General features: G+C 71.4%; 14 protein-coding genes. 8 read left to right on the top strand and 6 right to left on the bottom strand.

All coding sequences use genetic code 11. The annotated features are described in order from the left end of the window. Positions 1–11: 11 nt before the first annotated feature. Positions 12–776 carry an alpha/beta hydrolase gene (locus ABH927_RS06450; RefSeq protein WP_370018948.1) on the bottom strand — a complete coding sequence of 255 codons (765 nt, stop codon included), beginning with the start codon at positions 774–776 and terminating at the stop codon, positions 12–14. Positions 777–904: 128 nt separating this feature from the next. On the opposite strand from ABH927_RS06450, the gene ABH927_RS06445 reads away from it, so the two are divergent. Further along, positions 905–1,603 carry a lysophospholipid acyltransferase family protein gene (locus ABH927_RS06445; RefSeq protein ID WP_370018946.1) on the top strand — a complete coding sequence of 233 codons (699 nt, stop codon included), beginning with the start codon at positions 905–907 and terminating at the stop codon, positions 1,601–1,603. A 79-nt stretch (positions 1,604–1,682) separates the two neighbouring features. After that, a complete protein-coding gene (locus ABH927_RS06440) occupies positions 1,683–3,221 on the top strand; it encodes an MDR family MFS transporter (protein WP_370018945.1) in 1,539 nt (512 codons plus the stop codon). 148 nt (positions 3,222–3,369) lie between these two features. On the opposite strand, the gene mmuM is transcribed toward ABH927_RS06440, so the two are convergent. The 3 genes from mmuM to ABH927_RS06425 form a co-directional block, all read right to left on the bottom strand. After that, entirely contained in the window at positions 3,370–4,236 is an 867-nt protein-coding gene (gene mmuM / locus ABH927_RS06435) for a homocysteine S-methyltransferase (RefSeq protein WP_370018943.1), read from the bottom strand. Between the two features lie 281 nt (positions 4,237–4,517). Next, complete coding sequence (locus tag ABH927_RS06430) at positions 4,518–7,223, bottom strand: VIT domain-containing protein (RefSeq protein ID WP_370018941.1); 2,706 nt, start codon at positions 7,221–7,223, stop codon at positions 4,518–4,520. After that, positions 7,220–8,113, bottom strand: coding sequence for a helix-turn-helix domain-containing protein (locus tag ABH927_RS06425; RefSeq protein ID WP_370018939.1), 894 nt, complete (start codon positions 8,111–8,113; stop codon positions 7,220–7,222). The genes ABH927_RS06430 and ABH927_RS06425 overlap by 4 nt, the downstream gene beginning before the upstream one ends. Positions 8,114–8,455: 342 nt before the next feature. Here ABH927_RS06425 and ABH927_RS06420 point away from each other — a divergent pair, with 342 nt between their 5' ends. Beyond that, on the top strand, positions 8,456–9,697 hold the full coding sequence (locus ABH927_RS06420) for an alkaline phosphatase PhoX (protein WP_370018937.1): 1,242 nt from the start codon (positions 8,456–8,458) through the stop codon (positions 9,695–9,697). Between the two features lie 99 nt (positions 9,698–9,796). Here ABH927_RS06420 and ABH927_RS06415 read toward each other — a convergent pair whose 3' ends face one another. Together ABH927_RS06415 and ABH927_RS06410 are read right to left on the bottom strand one after the other, a co-directional pair. Continuing rightward, entirely contained in the window at positions 9,797–10,879 is a 1,083-nt protein-coding gene (locus ABH927_RS06415) for an LLM class flavin-dependent oxidoreductase (protein WP_370018935.1), read from the bottom strand. 555 nt (positions 10,880–11,434) lie between these two features. Beyond that, positions 11,435–12,343: a GNAT family N-acetyltransferase gene (locus tag ABH927_RS06410; RefSeq protein WP_370018933.1), complete on the bottom strand. Its 909-nt coding sequence runs from the start codon at positions 12,341–12,343 to the stop codon at positions 11,435–11,437. A gap of 113 nt (positions 12,344–12,456) precedes the next feature. Here ABH927_RS06410 and ABH927_RS06405 point away from each other — a divergent pair, with 113 nt between their 5' ends. The 5 genes from ABH927_RS06405 to thiI all read left to right on the top strand — a co-directional run bounded on the left by ABH927_RS06405 (position 12,457) and on the right by thiI (position 19,550). Then, on the top strand, positions 12,457–14,949 hold the full coding sequence (locus tag ABH927_RS06405) for a DUF6185 family protein (RefSeq protein ID WP_370018932.1): 2,493 nt from the start codon (positions 12,457–12,459) through the stop codon (positions 14,947–14,949). Positions 14,950–15,205: 256 nt separating this feature from the next. Then, positions 15,206–16,231, top strand: a complete 1,026-nt coding sequence (locus ABH927_RS06400; RefSeq protein ID WP_370018930.1) for a 6-phosphofructokinase — start codon at positions 15,206–15,208, stop codon at positions 16,229–16,231. 129 nt (positions 16,232–16,360) lie between these two features. Beyond that, positions 16,361–17,515, top strand: coding sequence for a MacS family sensor histidine kinase (gene macS / locus ABH927_RS06395; RefSeq protein WP_370018929.1), 1,155 nt, complete (start codon positions 16,361–16,363; stop codon positions 17,513–17,515). 56 nt (positions 17,516–17,571) lie between these two features. Further along, positions 17,572–18,210 (top strand): response regulator, encoded by a 639-nt coding sequence (locus tag ABH927_RS06390; RefSeq protein WP_370019055.1) that lies wholly within the window; start codon positions 17,572–17,574, stop codon positions 18,208–18,210. A gap of 143 nt (positions 18,211–18,353) precedes the next feature. Next, a complete protein-coding gene (gene thiI, locus ABH927_RS06385; protein WP_370018927.1) occupies positions 18,354–19,550 on the top strand; it encodes a tRNA uracil 4-sulfurtransferase ThiI in 1,197 nt (398 codons plus the stop codon). The last annotated feature ends 71 nt before the right edge of the window (positions 19,551–19,621 follow it).

Raw genomic sequence — 19,621 nt, 5'->3', positions numbered from 1 at the left:
TCGATCCCAGGTCACAAGTCCTTCGTCAAGGGTACAGAGGCATGGGAGCGGATGAACTCGAGGCTCCCATCGAAGATCAGGGGCGCGTCGTTGTCGAGGGTCGCGACGTGGTAGCTGTCCAGCAGTTCCCTGACTTCGAGGTTGTCGCCCATCCGCGCTCTGAGGAAGGCCACGCTGGCCGGCTTGACGACGTGGTCGTCGCGGCTGTGGAAGGCCAGCACGGGCTGGGTGATCTTGCCGATGTCGTCCTGCACCAGCTTCCAGAGCTTGGGCAGGGTGGCGGCCGCCCGGACCGGGGTCCGCGAATAGCCGAGCTCGTGCTCGCCCCCCTTCTTGATGTCGTCCGCCACGCCGGGAACCGAGGGCAGCACCCATTTCAGCACCGGCGCGAGCCGCAGCAGGGGCGCGTCGTTCACCACGGACGGGTTGACCACGACGACCCCCCGCACACCCTCGCCGTGGATCTCGGCGATGCGCAGGGCCATGCAGCCGCCCATGGAAAGGCCCATGACGAAGACGTCCGAGCATCGCCCGCGCAGGTCCGCGAAGGCCTTGTCCAGCTCGGCGTACCAGTCCTCCCACCGGGTCCGGTTCATCTCCTGCCACGTCGTGCCGTGGCCAGGTAGCCGGGGGAGCGAAACCGTGAGCCCGGCCCGCGCCAGGTGCTCGCCCCACGGGCGAATCGACTGCGGCGACCCGGTGAACCCGTGGCACAGCAGGACGCCGACCTCGCCGCCGTCATGATGGTACGGCTCCGCGCCGGGCAGCAATGGCATGGGAAACCTCCGCGTCACGAGGCCGAAGTCCGCAATTATTTCGCCCGATAGTCCCACGTAAGTCGTCGTTAGTGCGAGAGGGCGGCGCGTGCGAAGATGACTGCACGTCCGACGGAGGGGGTGCCTGAGTGTTCTACTGGGTGGTTAAGGCGGTCCTTTGGCCGTTCCTCCACTTCGTGTTCCGCCCGTGGGCCGAGGGCGTGGACAACGTGCCGAAGGAGGGACCGGTCATCCTGGCCGGCAACCACCTGTCGTTCGCCGACCACTTCTTCGGAGCGCTGTTCCTGCCCCGCAAGGTGATCTCGCTCGGCAAGGCGGAGTACTTCACCGGCCGCGGCCTCAAGGGCATGTTCAGCCGGGCGTTCTTCTCCGGGGTCGGGACCGTTCCGATCGACCGCTCCGGAGGCAAGGCCAGCGAGGCGGCCCTCCGCACCGGCCTGCGCATCCTGCGGGACGACCAGGTCCTCGGCATCTACCCGGAGGGCACCCGCTCTCCTGACGGCCGGCTGTACAAGGGCAAGACGGGTGTGGCCCGGCTCGCCCTGGAGTCCCGCGCTCCCGTCGTCCCCTGGGCGATGATCGACACGTTCGAGATGATGCCCCCCGGCCGGCCGTTCCCCCGCTTCGGCATCCGGCCCGGAGTGAAGTACGGCAAGCCCCTCGACTTCTCCCGCTACTACGGCATGGAGAACGACCGGCTCGTTCTCCGTGCGGTCACCGACGAGATCATGTACGCCCTGATGGAGCTGTCCGGCCAGGAATACGTGGACAAGTATGCCGCGAGCGCGAAGGTCGAGATGGTCCGGGCCGCCCGCGAAGCCTCCTGAGGCGGCGGAGAGGCCCGGAAACGTCGGTCGTGGGGAGTAGCGTGGCCTTGATCCCGCTCGCACTCAGAACGGAGCGCACATGAGCGTCCGCGAGGAGCCGGAAGTCACCTCCGGATACCTTCCCCACCGCCAGATCCTCATCGTGCTTTCGGGAGTCGCGGCCGGCATGCTGCTCGCCGCCCTCGACCAGAGCATCGTCGGCACCGCGCTCCCGCGCATCGTGAGTGAGCTGGGCGGCCTCGACAAGCTGTCGTGGGTCGTGACGGCCTATCTGCTGACCTCGACCGCGGCCACCCCGCTCTGGGGGAAGATCTCCGACCTGTACGGCAGGCGGATCATCTTCCAGGCGGCCATCGGGATCTTCCTCGTGGGCTCCTGTCTGGCCGGGCTGAGCCAGGACATCGGCCAGCTCATCGCGTTCCGGGCCGTCCAAGGTCTGGGCGGCGGCGGGCTCATGGCCCTCGCCTTCAGCATCATCGGCGACGTCATCCCGCCCCGGGAGCGGGGCCGCTACCAGGGATACTTCGGCGCGGTGTGGGGTGTGTCCAGCGTCGCCGGGCCGCTGCTCGGCGGCTTCTTCACCGACGGCCCCGGCTGGCGGTGGATCTTCTGGATCAACCTCCCGATCGGCCTGATCTCGCTCGTCGTGACGTCGGTCGCGCTGAGGATCCCGGTGGTCCGGCGGCCCCACCGGATCGACTACCTGGGCGCCGCGCTGATCGTGGCCGGGGTGTCCTGCCTCCTGCTCTACCTCGACTGGGCGGGCAACGAGCTCGGCTGGACGGCGCCGGGCGCCCTCGCGCTGCTCGCCGGGTTCGTATCGCTGGCGGCGCTCTTCGTGCTGGTCGAGCTGCGGGCCCCGGAGCCGATCCTGCCCATGCGGCTGTTCCGCAACGCCATCTTCAGCGTCGGAAACGGCTTCACCTTCCTCGCCGGCCTGGCGATGTTCGGCGGCATGATCTTCCTGCCGGTCTACCTCCAGGCGGTCCAGGGCATGTCGCCGACGCAGTCGGGGCTCGCTCTCCTGCCCGCCGTCGCCGGCATCTTCTCCACGGCGGTCAGCTCCGGGCAGCTCATCTCCCGGACCGGCCGCTACAAGATCTTCCCGATCGTCGGCGCGGCCATCCTCCTGGTCGCCCTCTGGCTGCTGTCGACCATCAAGGTGGACACTCCGTACTGGCAGGTCGCGATCTACGCCTACCTGTTCGGCGCGGGCCTCGGCTTCACCATGCAGACCGTCGTGACCGCCGTCCAGAACGCCGTGGACCGGGCCGACATGGGCACGGCCACCAGCTCGACGTCGTTCTTCCGCATGATGGGCGCCGCCATCGGCACCGCGATCATGGGCGCCGTGCTGACGAGCCGGCTCCATCATTACCTCGCCGTGGAGTTCGGCGGGCGGCCGCCCTCCGGAAGGGTCAACCCCAACAACGTCCAGGCGATCCAGCAGTTGCCGCCCCCGGTCAAGGAGCACGTGCTGGTCGCCTTCACCAACGCGATCGACGACGTGTTCCTCGCGAGCCTTCCCTTCGTGGCCCTCGCGTTCGTGGTGGCGTTCTTCCTCAAGGAGATCCCCCTGGGCACCCGAGCCGACGAGCCCGTGCCCGTCGCCGGCTGAGCGCGGCGCGAGCCTGTGGCGCGGCTGGGGCTGTCCGCGCGGGAAGCCGTCCACCGGGCCGACGCCTTCCGGGCCACCCGCAGCCGGAAACGCGCGGTGGGGCGAGGCGGCACGGGGAGCGCGGTCGCTTGGTCGTTTCGGCAGGGGGCTACTTCGGGTTCTCGCCGAGGTGGGAACGGATCTCGCGGATGTGGTCGGGGGTGGTGCGGCAGCATCCGCCGATGTGCTCGGCGCCCATGGCCCGCCACCGCGCGGCGGCCTCGCCGTACTCGACGGGGTCGGTCAGGCCGAGCCAGCGCTGGTTGGCCGCGTCCCAGGTCTCGCCCGAGTTGGGATAGACGATGGTCGCGCCGTTGCCGATGAGGCCGGGGACGAACGTCGGCGCCGTGCAGTTCACGCCCACGGCGATCACCTGGGGGAGGTCCGCGAAGACGGCGGCGCACTCCTTGAACGGCGTCCCGTCGCTGACGTGCTCGCCGTCGCGGCAGGAGAACGTGACCCACGCCCGCGCCGACGGCGTCTCCCGCAGCAGCGTCGCGAGGGCCCGCGCCTCGTCGAGTGACGGGATGGTCTCGCAGGCCAGCAGGTCGGCCCCGGCCGAGGCCAGGAGCTCGAAACGGTCTCGATGCCAGTCGACCAGGCCGTCTTCGTCCAGGTCGTAGTCGCCCGTGTACTCGGCGCCGTTGGCCAGGTACGCGCCGTACGGTCCGACGCTGGCGGCGACCAGGCCGTGACCCGCGGCGTCCCTGGCCTGCCTGGCCAGCGTCACCGACAACTGGATGAGGTCGCGGGCCTCGCCGGGCGTGAGGCCCCGCCGTACGAACCCCGGGATGCTGGCCTGGTAGCTCGCGGTGGTCGCGACGTCCGCGCCGGCGGCGAAGTAGTCGTGATGAGCCTGGCGGATGACGCCGGGATCCTCCACCAGCAGCTTCGCGGACCACAGCTCATCACTGAGGTCGCAGCCGAGCGCTTCCAGATGCGTCGCCAGACCGCCGTCCAGAACCAGGGAACTCATCCAACAACCTTATGCGTTCTTCGCACATGGGGCTTAAAGGGCTCATCAACCGTATGCTGCGCCGCCGTTCTCGTGTCCTCGCAGGAGGACGTGACGATCGGCCCGACACGGGAGGGGTGAGGGAGCCGCGGCGTCCCAAACCCACACCCCCGTCCGATGTCATCCGCCTCCCCGAACCCAAGTGATCGACGGACTCACTGATCGAACACCCCAATGAACGACCCGAGGGCCGGGCGCTGCCACGCCGGGCACTCGGGTCGTTGGTTGTAACGCCGCGGTCGTCAGGCGCGCTTCCAGAAGGCCCGGCGGCTCTTTGGCTTCGATTCGGAGCTCTCTTCGGAGCTCTCTTCGGAGCTCGCTTCGGAGCCGCTGATGAGTGCTGTCAGCGCGTCGATGGCACGTCGCCACAGGGCGTCGAGGCCCGTGGCGGCCCTCTCGGCCGTCTCCAGCTCGACCGCGAGCGCGGTGAGCTCGGCGTGGCCGCCGATCATCTGGTCGATCACCCGGAGACGGCTGGCAAGGTCGGCCAGGTAGCGCCGCCTGCCGAGCTCCGGCAGCGACTCGGCCTCCCGCAGCCGGACCAGCTCCTCCGACAGCAGCGGGCGGACACCGTCGAGGTCCGTCGCCGGAGCCCTGTCGCGCCCGGGGTGCGGCATGCGCGCTCCCACGGAGAAGCCGCGCCCGCCCGTCACCCGTCCCATGGAGCCGGGCGCGGCAGCTGGGGCCGCCGCGTACGGCACCCGCGCCTGGCCGGGCGCCATGGGCGCCGGGGGAGCGGACGGTGAGGCGCCGCCCATCGCGACGGCCTCGTCCGTCGTCCACTCGGCACTGGTCGTGGTGGTGAACGCCGCCATCTTGGCCATGGGTGCCGCAGCCATCATCGGCATGGCCACCGGCATCTCCCAGCCGCCCGGCATCTCGACGGGCTGGATGACGTGATGCCCGGGGCCGCCGTCGGCGACCACGCGGGAGTCGACGGCCACGAACGCGGTGAACCGGCACAGCACGCCGAACTTGAGCGACGTGACGACGATCTCCTGCTCCAGCGAACGGTCGCCGATGGCGTACCGATCCTCCAGCCGCCGCAGGTGTGCCCGCGCCCATACGGCCCGCGCCGCGGTGCCGGTAACCTCCTGGCCGCTCACCCGTGTCTCCCACGGCCGGCCGTCGGGGGTCAGACCTCGTACGGTCATCGCTCCCGATGGACGGCCCCGGTAGCGTCCGGAGACGGTCAGCGGGACGCCTGGATAGAGCGAACCGACGTGGGTCACGGTGTCGGCGACGATGTCGAGGCCCTCGGCCTTCAACGCGATGTCGGTGACGAGAGGCGAACCGATCCTCCGGTGGATGTGCTCCATCGCCACATCGAGACGGTCCTCCGACTCGACCAGCTCGCACCGGCCTGAGCCGAGAAGGGCCAGCCTGCCGAGGAACCCCGCGTTGACGGCCTGGTCGATGCCGACCGTGTGCACCCGGATGCCGCCGAGTCGAGCCCCGGTCCGCTCCAGGATCTGGTCCTCGTTGCCCACCTGCCCGTCCGTGACGAGCACGAGGACGCGGTCTGTCGGAGAGTCACCCGCCGGCCTGCCGTCCGAGCCGGTCGAGCCGGCCGTGGTGGCCACCGGTGGAGTGGTGCCCGTGCCGGCGCCGTGGTTCCGTGGCGCGGCTTCGCCCAGCAGACGGAGCCCTTCCTCCATCGGGGCGAGGATCTCCGTGCCGCCACGGGCCTCCAGCCGGGCCAGGTGCTCCACCGCCCTGTAGCGGTTGCGGTCGGTGGCCTCCACCAGCCCGCCGGGGAAGGCCCGCTCGATGACCGAGTCGAACGACAGGACCGCGAACCGGTCGCGCTCGGTCAGAGTGTCGACGATCCGGGCCGCCGCCCGCCTGGCGGCCACCATCTTCCATCCGGTCATGCTGCCCGAGCGGTCGAGGAGCAGCACCACGTCACGCGGGTGGACGTCGGCCGCCGCGTCGGAAGGCGGCACCACGGTCAGTGTGAAGGTCCCCTCAGGGTCATCTTGGGAGCCCTCCCCTGAGCCGCCTGCTGGCCGCTGGGACGACTGCCGCGACGGCGCCTTGGAGCGTTCGCGGCTTCCGCTCTCCTGGGTTTGTGCCTGGCGGCTGTCGCTCACGCCGACGCCGGGCGTCCCGCTCCCTTGAGTCTGCTTTCCGGGAGTCTCGGCGTCGGGGAGCAGGGCCAGCGCGGTGGAGGCGTCGAAGGCCAACCGGAGGATGAAGTCGCGATCGAGGCGCTCGCCGGGCCGGACGCTGATCGTGTCCCCCTCGCGGGAGACCTCGTGGAGGCTGGAGCGGATCTCGCGGAGGTCGAGCCCCGCCGGGTCGATCGTCGTCGCCAGCGAGAGCCGTACCGGATTGGGGAATCCGGGAAGCAGCACCGGCGGGGTGATCCGGGAGGCGTCGGGCACCGCGTCGGTGTCCGGCGCCACGCCGTCACCCGCCGGGGAGTCGGGGAGCGGTGCGCCCGGGATGTAGCGCGGTGCCACCACCAGCGGGAACCGGAACTCGGCCGCGCCGTCCTCGTACGGGAGCGGCTGGCTCAGCGTGAGCCGTACCTTGACGTGCTCGCCGGGCACGATGTTGCCGACGCGGATGGTGAAGACGTCGGGCCGGTCCTCCTCTGCGATCGCGGCTCGCCTGCCCTCCGCGAGGGCACGGTCGTAGTCGGCGCGCGCCTGCCCGCGCTCCTTGAGCACCCCCTCGATGACCCGATCGTCGGCCTCCATCCGGAAGGCGGTGACCGCTGCTCTGGGCGGGAGCGGAAAGACGTACGTGGCCTCCAGCGACACGTCGAACGGGTTCCGGAAGCCCTGGACCACCTCGACTCCGGCCACGAGCCCGGTCACGCGCGCCGTGACATCGACGCTTTCCAGTGGCAGGTTGCCCTTCTCGGTCTCGAGTGCCCCCAGGCCGGCGTCCGGCAGGGGCCGGCACTCCTCCGGCCGCAAAGGCGTGATGGGAACGGTCATGGCGTCATCCCTTCAGCGTGGTCGGAGCGTGTGTTGCCCCGGGTCCGGGGAGTCTTGCTGTCTCGCGTGAGGTGGAGCCCGGCCAGCGTGGCGAGGAGCGGTTCAGAAGCTCGCCGGAGCGCGGCTATGTCATCGGCGGTCGGCGTACGGCCGGCGAGATCGAGCATTACCGTCACCCCCGGCGCCAGCCGGACCCCGTACACGACGTCAGTAGGCAGCCCAGTGTCGGCTGCCGCCACGGTCGCCACGGGCAGCGGCTCTCCCGTGGCTGTACCCACGGACGCGGCTTCTCTCGTGGTCGCGAAGGCGCCCTCCGCCATGGATTCCGGTGCGGGCACCGGCGCGGCTGGGGGAGCGGGCCGTGTCCAGAAGCGCTGACGACTGGCTGGGGCCACGCCGTCGGCCTGAGTGGTGTGGCCGTCGGGCATGACGGCCCTGCCCCGCGCGACTTCGGCCTTCCGCGTGGCGGTGCCTTCCTGCTCGGAAGGGCTGTCCGGTGTGACCGTCCCGAAAGGGGTGCTCCCGACGGGCGTGTTTTTCGGCATGTCGGCATCGGCCGGCACGGCCGCGTCGGGGGCCATGGCTGAAAGGCCGGCCGCCCGTTGGAGCATGCTGTCGGTGGCTCCGGCGAGCTCGGTCTGGATGGCGGCGATCGAGAGTCCGTCCGCCTGGCGACGCTTGATCGCCAGGAGCTGGAGCAGATGACGACGCCCGTAGAGAGCCACCCTTCCGCGCCGGGTCAGCGGCGGGTCAACCAGGCCGATCGTCGTATACCACCTGATCAGCCGCTCATTGGGGACCTCTCGAACCCGGCCGTTCACGCGCGGCTCGGAGCCGAGCAGGGCCGCCGCCCGCTCCGCCAGCTCGCCGATGGTCCAGGTCTCGCTCATGCCCACATAGTGACACTGTCACAATGACACTGTCAACATGCGCCGAGGCGCCGTACGGTCAGCGGCCGGTGTCATGACCGGCCATGCTTCGTGGAAAGTTTGGCCGCAGGAAAGACGTGGCTCGCCTGCCTGTTCATCTCGTTCCGATCGACTGGGCCGGGGTTCCGGCGGCGGGTGGATGTCTCAGTCGACGTCCCACGGGCGCGGTAGCGAACGGTGAGCCGGGGAACGGGACACCGGTGAACGAGGGCGTTCAGCAGGCAAGTAAGCGCGGGTCCATAACGCAGGTCCATAACGCAGGTCCATAACGCATGTCCATAGGCGTAGGTCGAGGAGGCGGTCATGGTGGGCCGTACGTCCGTCCGGTCCGGAGCTCTCGCCCCACTGTCGGGCTCGCTCTGGCGGTTGGCCCGCGTGGTGCCGCCGCAGGCGGAGTCCGCGACCCGGACGCAGCCCGCGCGACCGCCGGAACGCGGTCCCTTCGGCCCGTTGCGGGCGGCGGACGGCAACGGCGTCGCGCTCCCTGAGGGCTTCTCCTGCCGGATCGTCGGCCGGTCCGGTGAGCGGGTCGGCGGCGTGACCTGGCACGCCGCCCCCGGCGGGGGAGCGTGCTTCCCTGACGGCGACGGCTGGATCTACGTGTCCAACTCCGATGTCCCGTTGCTCGGAGGCGTGTCGGCCGTGCGGTTCGAGCCGGACGGGACGGTGGGCGGCGGATACCGGATCCTGTCCGGGACCGACCATAACCGCGCGGGCGCGGCGACCCCGTGGCACACCTGGCTGTCGTGCGAGGCCACCCCTCTCGGCCGGGTCTTCGAGTGCGATCCGTACGGCTACCGCGCCGGGCTGCCGCGCCTCCCGATGGGGCGGTTCAGGCACGGAGGGGTCGCGATCGACCCCGACAGGGGGGTCGTCTACCTCGTCGAGGACGAGCCGGACGGCTGTTTGTACCGGTTCCGTCCGGAAGACTGGGGCGACCTGACCACTGGCACTCTGGAAGCCCTGGCTGGAACGACCGGCGAGCAGGCCGCGATCTGGAAGCCGGTGAGGAACCCCAGCGCGATGTCCGTACCGGCCAGAGAGCAGGTCCAGGGCGCCCGGCGCTTCGACGGCGCTCAGGATTGCCACTACGCCGACGGGTTCTGCTACTTCACGACCAGGGGCGACGGCCGGGTGTACGCCTACGACGCGGTGAACGAGCGCGTCACGGTCCTCTATGACGGCGGAGCCCAGCCGTACGACCATGACGGCGAGGCCCGGCCGTACGAACCCGGCAACGGCGTCATGACCACCCGGGGAGGCCTGTTCGTCGCGGAGGACGACGGCGTCATGGAGATCAACGTCATCGCCCGCGACGGCGTGGTCTCCCCCTTCCTCCGCGTCGAAGGGCATGTCGAAGGGCATGAGGGGTCGCGAATCACGGGCCCGGCGTTCTCGCCCGACGGCGGCAGGCTCTACTTCTCGTCCCAGCGCGGTGCCCACCAAGCCGGCAGCGCGAACCCACGCGGCAGCGCGAACCCGGGCGGCGGAGGCTCAACCGGCGCGGGCATCACGTACGAGGTCAGCGGCCCCTTCAGAGGATGACCCGGCACGCGAGCCGGGCCGGACAAGCCGCAGCGACGCCGCCCGCCCCAGCCCGGCCCGCCAGGCCCCGCCCCGATCGGCCGGGGGTGGTGCCGGTGCTCATGCCGCGGCGGAGGCGCCCGCGAGGCGGGGGAGGACGAAGTCGCCCACGCGCAGGGCCTCTTCGAGATGCGGCCAGCCGGAGACGATGAACTCGTCGAGGCCGAGCGCGGCGTACTCCCTGATCCTCTCGGCCACCTCGTCGTAGCTGCCGACGAGCGCCGTCCCGGCCCCCTCGCGGACCAGCCCGACGCCCGCCCAGAGGTTCGGGGAGACCTCCAGGCTGCCGGCCGACCCGCCGTGCAGGCCGGCCATGCGGCGCTGGCCCACCGAGTCCATCCGGGCGAACCTGGCCTGGGCGGCGGCGATCCGCTCCGGGTCCATCCCGCTGAGCAGCCGTCTGGCGTGCGCCCACGCCTCCTCCGAGGTGTCGCGGGCGATGATGTGGAGGCGGATGCCGTACCGCAGGGCGCGCCCGGTCTCGGCGGTCGCCTCGCGCATCCGGCCGAGCCGCTCGGCGATCATCGCCGGGGGCTCTCCCCACATCAGATAGACGTCGGCGTGCTCGGCCGCGACCCGCTCGGCGGCGGGGGAGGCGCCGCCGAAGTAGATCTCCGGCGGGTTGGCGAGCGGCGTCGCCAGGCCGCCGCCCTCGATCCGGTGGTAGACGCCCTCGAAGTCGAACGGCTCGCCCTCCCACGTCTTACGCAGCACGTGGAGGTACTCGGCGGTCCGGGCGTAGCGCTCGTCGTGATCGAGGAAGTCGCCGTAGGCCCGCTGCTCCTGGGAGTCGCCGCCGGTCACCACGTTGAGCAGCATCCGGCCGCCGCTGATCTCCTGGAAGGTCCGGGCCTGCTGCGCCAGCAGCGTCGGGAGCGTGAACCCCGGCCGGAAGGCGACCAGGAGGCGCAGCCGCTCGGTCCTCGCGGCGACGGCTGTGCAGACGACAAGCGGGTCGGGGCAGCCGGAGCCCACCGGGGTGAGCGCCGCGTCGAACCCGGCGGACTCGGCCGCCCTGGCCACCTGTGTGAGGTAGTCGAGCGTGGGGATCCGGGGCGCCGTCGGCCCGGCCGCGACGGTGGTGGTCGCGGGGCGGACGTAGTGCCCGTCACCCGCCGTGGGGAGGAACCAGTGGAACCGCATGTCGCCTCGCTGGTGGGAGTGGCCGCACGCTCGCTGAACGGAGCATAACCCCTAATCCCTATCGGCTGAAGCGGAAATATCGCGCCAGACGCCTGAGCCCCACGCCCCGCGTGAGGACAACCCGCTGGTCCGCTTCCCCTCGGGGCGTACGGCCGGCGCCGCCGGATGGCCCGGCGGAGAAGGGACGTAACGGCATGGAGCCGGCCCGTCGTGACAGTGATCGCTGTCAGAAGGCCCGCCTGATCCTCGCGGCCGCCAGGTTCATCACCTGGGTGGTCTGGATCATCTGGCTTCGCGATCACTAAGGCGCCCGGTAGGGCGCCGGGCCTCCTACCGGCCACTGCTTGGACGCCCGGCAGGTAGGAGGCCCGTTCACGGCTCAGAGTACGGCGAAGGGCCCAACAGCGGAGACGAGAGGGAATCTTCCCTCGCCGGTTGGCCAACAGCCGCTGACGGCCCGCGACCGAAGAAGCGAATGCCTCGGTGCCGTGAGACTGCCTCAGGTCAAGGGGACAGGGCGAGGTGACGACTTCGTATGCCGTGCCTCAGGACCAGTCAGAGGTCGCGGGCCCAGATCTCCTCGGTGACGGGCTTGCCGGACTCCTCGCCCGGGTGCCGCTCGACGAGTTCGAAACCGGCCGCCTGGTAGATCCGGCGGGCGCTGACGAGGACGTCCCTGGTCCACAGCATGATCCGCCGGTAGCCCGCCCGCCGGGCGAACAGCAGGCACTCGTCGACGAGCCGCCCGCCGATCCCCATGCCGCGCGCCGACGGCTCCACCAGGAGCAGGCGGAGCTGGGCCGTCGTGTCGTCCTTCCGCACGCAGAACACGCACCCGGCGGCCTCGCCGGCGACCTCGGCGATCCAGCACGCCTCCTTCGCGGGGTCGTTCTCGCCCGCGTAGTCGGCGACGATCCGGGCGACGAGGCCCTCGAAGCCAACGCCCCAGCCGTATTCCTCGCCGTAGAGCGCGCCGTGCCGGTGCACCACCCAGCCGAGGTCCCCCGGCCGCGGAGGTCTGATGACGTACGGCTCCCGCGCCTCGGCGGGGTCCAGAAGGCCGCGGATCGCCGCCATGCTCGCGACCAGCTTGCGGCGCTCCTCCTGGGTCAGTCCGCCGAGGATCGTCTCCACCTCGGCGGCCGATCGCTCGTCGAGCATGCCGTACGCCTCCCGGCCCTTGCCGGTGAGCCGGACGATCTGTCGGCGGCCGTCCTCGGCCGACCTGTCGCGGGAGACGAGCCCGTCGCCTTCGAACCTCGCGAGAATCCGGCTCAGGTATCCGGCGTCGAGGCCGAGCAGCTCCCTGATGGCCGCCGCCTCGGCCGTCTCCCCGCCGCCGAGCTCGAAGAGCACTCTCGCCTCCGTCAGCGAGTAGGGCGTGTCATGCATCCCGGCCCCGAGGACTCCGATCACCTCGGTGTAGAAGCGGTTGAACGCACGGACCTCCGCCACCATGTCCATTGACCACCTCAAGTAATTCGTTGACTGCGTCAACCATAACGGAGGTGTAACCCCACGCGTAAGGGAAGCGACTTTTCTGAAGGATGTTCTTCGCGAAACGACGGAGGTGGCGGTTGCGAGCACTCGTGACGATCCTGACGATCCTGCTCGTTTCTCCGCTTCTTTCCCCGGCGCCCGCTTACGCCGCGACGGGGTGCGCCTACGGGCCTCCGGCGTACGCGTGGGTGGAGAGCTCGCTCAGGCTGGCCGAGCGCGGCCACGACTTCACCCAGGTGATCGTCAGGACGCAGGTGGGCGTGCCGCGCGACTGGCCGGGGGCCTCCGCCCTGTGGCGGGACGGGGAGGACGCGTCCGACCTCCAGGCCGTCAGCTGTCTCCTTCCCGCCGACCTCGGCGGCCGGGTGCCCAGCCGTACGGTGACCGAGTCGCCGGACCGCAAGGAGATCATCGTGACGGGCACCGAGGAGGCGGTCCTGGCCCCGTACGCCGGGAACGCCGGGCCGGCCGATCCTCTGGTGACCCTCGGCTACTGGAACGTCGGCGTTACGCGGACGCTCGACCGTGACCTCGCCTGGCGTCTCCGGTTCAACCCCGCGCCCGGCCTGCGGGCCTCGGGGCTCGTGGACGCCCAATGGCGGCGCGTGACGGTCCGGGTGCCCGAGTTCACCGTGCACGACGTCGGGCCGCTGCCGTCCGCCACCGGTCCGGGGCGCACCTTCGTCTGGACGGCCGAGGCGGATCCCCGGCGGTTCGCGCCGGTCGCCCTGGCGGTGGAGATGAGCCCGCGGTCGCGGTTCCAGCTCTGGATCACGTCGGCCGGCTGGGAAGCGGGCTTCCTCGCCGGGCTGGTCGCGTTCCTGCTGCCCTACCTCGTTCTCGTCGCCGTGCTCGTGCGGGCGCTGCGCGCTCCCGCGACCGGCGAGCCGGGGAAGGAGCGCCTCGTCGCCCGGCTGCTCATCGGCGTCGTGGCCCTCATTTCGGCGATCAAGGTGGCGGCTCTGCTGTCGGTCTACGACCCCGGCCCCTTCGCGCCGGCCCCAGTGGTTGCCACGGGGCTGCTGGGCGCGGCCCTCGCCGTCGTCGCGTGGCCGCTCCTGTCCGTTGGCCGGGCCGCGTACGCGCGCTGGGGCGTCGTCGCGCTCGCCGTGGCGGCGCCCCTCGCGGGCTGGGCCGCCGGGCGGACGTGGCCGGGCAGCGCCGGCGGCCTGGGGCCACCCGGCCCGGTGGAGCTGGCCGGATGGGCGGGGGCCACCGCTCTGGCGGGGCTGGTCGTCGTCGGGTTGCTGTGGGCGTTCGCCGTCCGCGCCGCCCGCGTGCCGGACGGCCGCGTGCCCCCCTCCGTGATGACGTTGCTCAGGTGGAGCGTCCCCGCCCTCGGCCTGCTCGTGATCCTGCTGATCGCCGAGCCGTACGCCGCCCGTGCGCTGCGGGGGGAGACGTTCGCGTTCTTCGACATGGGCCTGGTGGCGCTCTACCCGGTCGCGGACGCGATGTGGCCGCTCGTGGTGCTGCTGCTCCTCGTGCTGCTCCGGCTGCACCGCCGCTACCTCGACGACCTGACGCCCCGCACCCGCTGGCTGGTGGTGCTGCTGTTCGTGCTCGGGCTCATCCGGTGGCCCGGATGGTACGCGCTGATCCCCTTCCCGCTGGCCGCCCTCGTGGGCCTGGCGGTCCTCGCGCCGCTGCTCCGGGCCACCCGGCACCGGGCCGTCGCCGTGCCCGAGGCGTCGCGGCGCAGGCTGGCGGTGATCGTGGCCAGATGCCGGGACCTGGAGACGCGCGAGAAGCGGCTGCGCCAGCGCTGGGCCACCGGCGACCTGCGCGACGCCGAATACGAGGCGGAGAACGCCCCGGTGGTCGAGCAGATCCGGACCCTGCGCGCGGAGATCGGGCTCGACCCCGGCAGGGAGGACGGCCTCACCCCGCTCGACGTCGCGCTCACCCGCGGCCCGGGAGCCTCCTGGTGGGCGAACGCCCGGCTGGCCGCGACGTACGCCACAGTGGTCGGCGCCCCGGCGGCGGCCTTCCTCCTCTGGGCGACGTGGAGCACGGACAGCGAGGGCAACGACGGCTGGCTGCAACGGCTGGACGCCGCAGGAGGCGTGGGCACGCTGGCCGCCGACCTGATCGGCGGCCTGCTGCTCTGGCCGGTCGCCGGGTTCGTGCTCGGCGCGCTCTGGCGGGAGCTGCCGGGACGCCGCGGCTACCTCAAGCCGCTGATCCCGGTGCTGGCCTACGCCGCCGCGACCGGCGCGCACGGCATGCTCAACAACATGCTCGGCCAGGCGCCCGTGCGCGGGTCGCTGGTGCGGATCCTGCTGCTGTTCCTGGTGCTGACGGCCGTCGCCGTGCTCATGGACGCGCGTGCCCTCCAGACCAGGCCGGGATCGTGGGCGTTCCGGCTCGCGCCCGTCGTGGCGGTCTACCGGCTCGGCGCGGCGGGCAGCGGCGTGGCGCTCATCGTCGCCCAGGCGGCGGCCATCCTCGGCCTGTGGACGCAGCTCAGGCACGGCGTGGACATCACCTCCCAGGTGGAGCGGACGACACCGGTCTCCGTGAACGCCGACGACGCCGCGCAGATCGTGCGCGGACCCGTGCTCAGGTAGCGGCTCGCGGCCTCCGCCCGGCCTCCGCCCGGCCTCCGCCCGGCCTCCTCGTGGGAGACTGTGTTTCGCGTCACCGTTGTCCGGCGTGCCCGGGCCGGGAGTTGTCGTGGCAGGCCCGGTCACATAGCCTCACTCATGGTCTAGACCATTGTTGGCGGCTCGGGCAGAATGCGGTGCGTATCGTGCCGGCGTCCCGCATCATCAGCCCGCGCCGCGAACCCTCATATGCGCGTAATCTCACATGGAGGAATCCGCCATGCGTATTGGAGTCCTAACGGGGGGCGGCGACTGCCCCGGGCTGAACGCCGTGATCCGCGCCGTCGTGCGCAAGGGCATCGGTGTTCACGGGCACGAGTTCGTCGGTTTCCGCGACGGCTGGCGCGGCCCCCTGGAGGGCGACACCATGCCGCTGGACATCCAGGCCGTCCGGGGAATCCTGCCGCGTGGCGGCACCATTCTCGGCTCCTCCCGCACCAACCCCATCAAGATCGAGGGCGGTGTCGAGCGGATCAAGGAGAACCTGGCCGCGACCGGCGTCGACGCGCTCATCGCCATCGGCGGCGAGGACACCCTGGGCGTCGCCAAGCAGCTCTTCGACCGCGACGTCAAGGTCGTCGGCGTGCCGAAGACGATCGACAACGACCTCAACGCCACCGACTACACCTTCGGCTTCGACACCGCGGTCAACATCGCGATGGAGGCCATCGACCGCCTCCACACGACCGCCGAGTCCCACCACCGCGCGCTGATCTGCGAGGTCATGGGCCGTCACGCGGGCTGGATCGCGCTGCACGCCGGCATGGCCGCCGGGGCCAACGTCATCCTCATCCCGGAGAAGCCGTTCGACATCGACCGCGTCTGCTCCTACGTCGAGTCGCGGTTCAAGACCCGCTACGCGCCCATCATCGTGGTCGCCGAGGGCGCCCACCCGATCGAGGGCCAGATGGCCCTGCAGGCCGGCGAGCTCGACGCCTTCGGCCACGTCCGCCTCGGCGGCATCGGCGAGATGCTCGCCCAGGAGATCGAGAAGCGCACCGGCAAGGAGGCCCGCACCACGGTCCTCGGCCACATCCAGCGCGGCGGCACGCCGACGGCCTACGACCGCGTGCTCGCCACCCGGTTCGGCCTCGGCGCGATCGACGCCGTCCACGAGGGCGACTACGGCAAGATGGTCGGCCTCAAGGGCACCGACATCGTCCGCGTGAGCCTGAACGAGGCGACCGCCGAGCTGAAGACCGTCCCCGTCTCCCGTTACGAGGAGGCCGAGGTCTTCTTCGGCTAGAACGCCGAGGCCTTCGGCTGGAACAGCCCGCGTCCGTACGGCTCCCGCCATCGTGTGGCGGGAGCCGTACGCGTACTCGGCCGGACGAGGCCGGACGAGGCCGGACGAGGCGGGGAAGAGGTGGGGGAGATGGGGATCGAGGGGCCGTTCTGGCGGGCGATCGCGGTCTTCCGGATCGCCTCCCTGGCCTACGCGGCCGTCCTCCTGGTCAGAGCCGGGGGCTACAGTCACCCGGTCGCCGCCTGGGCGGTCATCGCCGTCATGGCCGTCTGGACGGCCGTCACGGTCGTGGCCTACCCGGTCGTCCATCCCGCCGCCCCGCCCGCGAGACACGGCTGGCCGCTGCTCGTCGCCGACCTCGCCGTGACGGCCGGGTGTCTGCTGGCGACGCCGCTCGCCCAGACCCGGGCCGACGCGCTCGCGGGGACGATCCCGGTCACGGCGACCTGGGTGGCCGGGCCGGTCCTGGCGTGGGGCGTGTCCCGTGGCCGCCGCGCCGGAGCGGTCGCGGCCGCAGTGATGTCCGGCGCGGACCTGTGGCTCAGGGGAGTGCCGGGCGCCGATGTCGCCTCCATCCCGGTGAACGGCGCGGTGCTGCTCTTCATGGCCGGAGTCGTCGTCGGGCACGTCGCCCAGCTCGCGAGGCGGGCGGAGGAGCGGATGCAGCGGGCCGTCGAGCTGGAGGCGATCGGCCGGGAGCGAGAGCGGCTGGCCCGGGGGATCCACGACTCCGTGCTCCAGGTGCTCGCGCTCGTGCAGAGACGAGGGGCCGAGATCGGCGGCGAGGCGGCCGAGCTGGGCAGGCTCGCGGGAGAGCAGGAGGCCGCGCTGCGGGCCCTCGTCCAGGCCCCCGCCGTGCGTGGCGAGGGATCACTCGACCTGCGCGAGCTGCTCAGGCCGTACGGCACGGCACGCGTGACGGTCTCCGCTCCCGCGACGCCGCTGGTCCTTCCCGCCGAGACCGCGCGGGAGGTGCGAGCGGCCGTGGGCGCGGCCCTCGACAACGTGTCGCGGCACTGCCCGGACGGCACAAGGGCCTGGGTGCTCGTCGAGGAGGACGGACAGACGGTGGTCGTGTCCGTGCGGGACGACGGCCAGGGGATCCCAGAGGGGCGGCTGGAGCAGGCCGAGGCCGACGGCCGCATGGGGGTCGCCCGCTCGATCCGGGGCCGGGTGGCCGACCTCGGAGGCACGGTGACGATCACGTCTTCGGAGACCGGGACCGAGATCGAGCTGACGATCCCCTTGGCGCGCCGGGCCCTCGATCGCCGCAAACGTGTATGAATGTCCAGATCAGGTCCTCGGGGTTACGGGGTGAAGGGCGGCCGGGCATGCGGGTCATGGTGGTGGACGACCATCCGATGTGGCGGGACGGGGTCGCCCGCGATCTGACCGAGGCGGGATACGAGGTGGTCGCCACGGCGGGCGAAGGCCGCCAGGCGCTCCGGATCGCGGCAGCCGTACGCCCGGATGTGGTCGTGCTGGACCTGCAGCTTCCCGACCTGCCGGGTGTGGAGGTCGCCAGGGGGCTCGGCGCGTCGGAGAACCCGCCCCGGGTCCTCGTCCTGTCGGCCAGCGCCGAGCACGCCGACGTGCTGGAGGCCGTCAAGGCCGGCGCGTCCGGATATCTTGTGAAATCGGCCAGCCGGGAGGACTTCCTGGACGCCGTCCGCCGCACCGCCGAGGGCGACGCGGTGTTCACGCCGGGCCTGGCCGGTCTGGTGCTGGGGGAGTACCGCAGGCTCGCCGCCCAGCCGCCGAGCGCGGCGGCCGACGGGCCACGGCTGACCGACCGGGAGACCGAGGTGCTGCGCCTGGTGGCCAAGGGCCTGTCCTACCGGCAGATCGCCGAACGGCTGGTGCTGTCTCACCGTACGGTCCAGAACCACGTCCAGAACACGCTCAGCAAGCTCCAGCTCCACAACCGGGTCGAGCTCGTCCGGTACGCCATCGAGAACGGCCTGGCCGAGCTGGACTGACCCCAACGGAACCGGCCTCACCGGCATGGGCCGCGCCGGAGGGGAATAAGCCCGCCTGATGCCGCACTAAAGTGGGGAGGTTCCCGCCGCGTCGCCGCGTTGTCCCGCGTGGCGCAGCCGTACGCCGTCCGGAGGTTCCACCCATGACGATGACCGCCCTCGGAGAGCCCTGTGTGCTGCTCAAGTTAGGAGAGGTCGTCCTCAAGGGCAGGAACCGCGAGGTCTTCGAGATGCGGCTGCGGGCCAACATCAAGGCCGCGCTGAAGGACCACACGGTCGATATCCGGCAGCGGCACGGCGTGATCGCGCTGTTCCTCCCCGAGGGGACCGGCGTCGAGGTCGCCGAGGCGGTGGCCCAGCGCGTCTCCGAGGTGCCCGGCCTGGTGCTCGTCCACCTCGCGTGGCGGATCCCCAAGGACCCGGAGGCCGTCACCAAGGCGGCCATCGAGCTCATCAAGGACACCGGCGAGGTGGCCCGCAAGGCCCGCTTCGCCGTACGGTCCCGGCGTCGTGACAAGCGGTTCCCGCTGCGTTCCAACGAGATCGACCACCTCGTCGGCGGCGCGATCAACGACACGTACGGCCTGCCGGTCGACCTCAAGAACCCCGAGCTGACCGTGCACATCGAGGTGGACAGGGACGAGGTGTTCCTGTTCACGGGCGGCCGTCCCGGCCAGGGGGGCCTCCCGGTCGGCTCCAGCGGCCGGGCCCTCGTGCTCATGTCCGGTGGCATCGACTCGCCGGTCGCGGCCTACCGGATGATGCGCCGCGGCCTCCGCGTGGACTTCCTGCACTTCTCCGGCATCCCGTTCACCACGTCGGAGTCGATCTACAAGGCGTACGCGCTGGTCCGGAGCCTGGACAGGTTCCAGGGCAAGTCACGGCTGTGGGTCGTGCCGTTCGGCAAGGCACAGCAGTCGATCAAGGCGTCCGGCCAGGAGCGGCTCAACATGATCGCGCAGCGCCGGCTGATGCTGAAGACCGCGGAGGAGGTGGCCCACCGCATCCACGCGGAGGCGCTGGTCACCGGCGACTCCCTCGGCCAGGTGTCGTCCCAGACCCTCACGAACATCACCGCGCAGGACAACGCCGTCGACCTGCCGATCTTCCGGCCGCTGATCGGCCTGGACAAGACCGAGATCATCGCCGAGGCCCGGCGCATCGGCACCCTGGAGATCTCCGAGCTTCCCGACGAGGACTGCTGCACGCTGCTCGCCCCCCGCTCGGCCGAGACCCGGGCAAAGATCGAGGACCTGAAGCAGATCGAGCGCCGCCTCGACGCCGAGGACCTCGCCGCCCAGCTCGCCGACTCCATCCAGGCCTACAAACTCGACGCCTGACCCCCACCTCGCCGTGATCCCCCCCACCTCGCCGTGATCATGCACAGATCGGTACGGCTGGCCGCTTGTGG

It is taken from the genome of Planotetraspora sp. GP83, from assembly GCF_041262585.1.
Taxonomy (GTDB): Bacteria; Actinomycetota; Actinomycetes; order Streptosporangiales; family Streptosporangiaceae; genus JAOEGB01.
The sequence above is the reverse complement of the archived record's forward strand: the minus strand, read 5'-3'. Positions and strand labels throughout refer to the sequence as shown.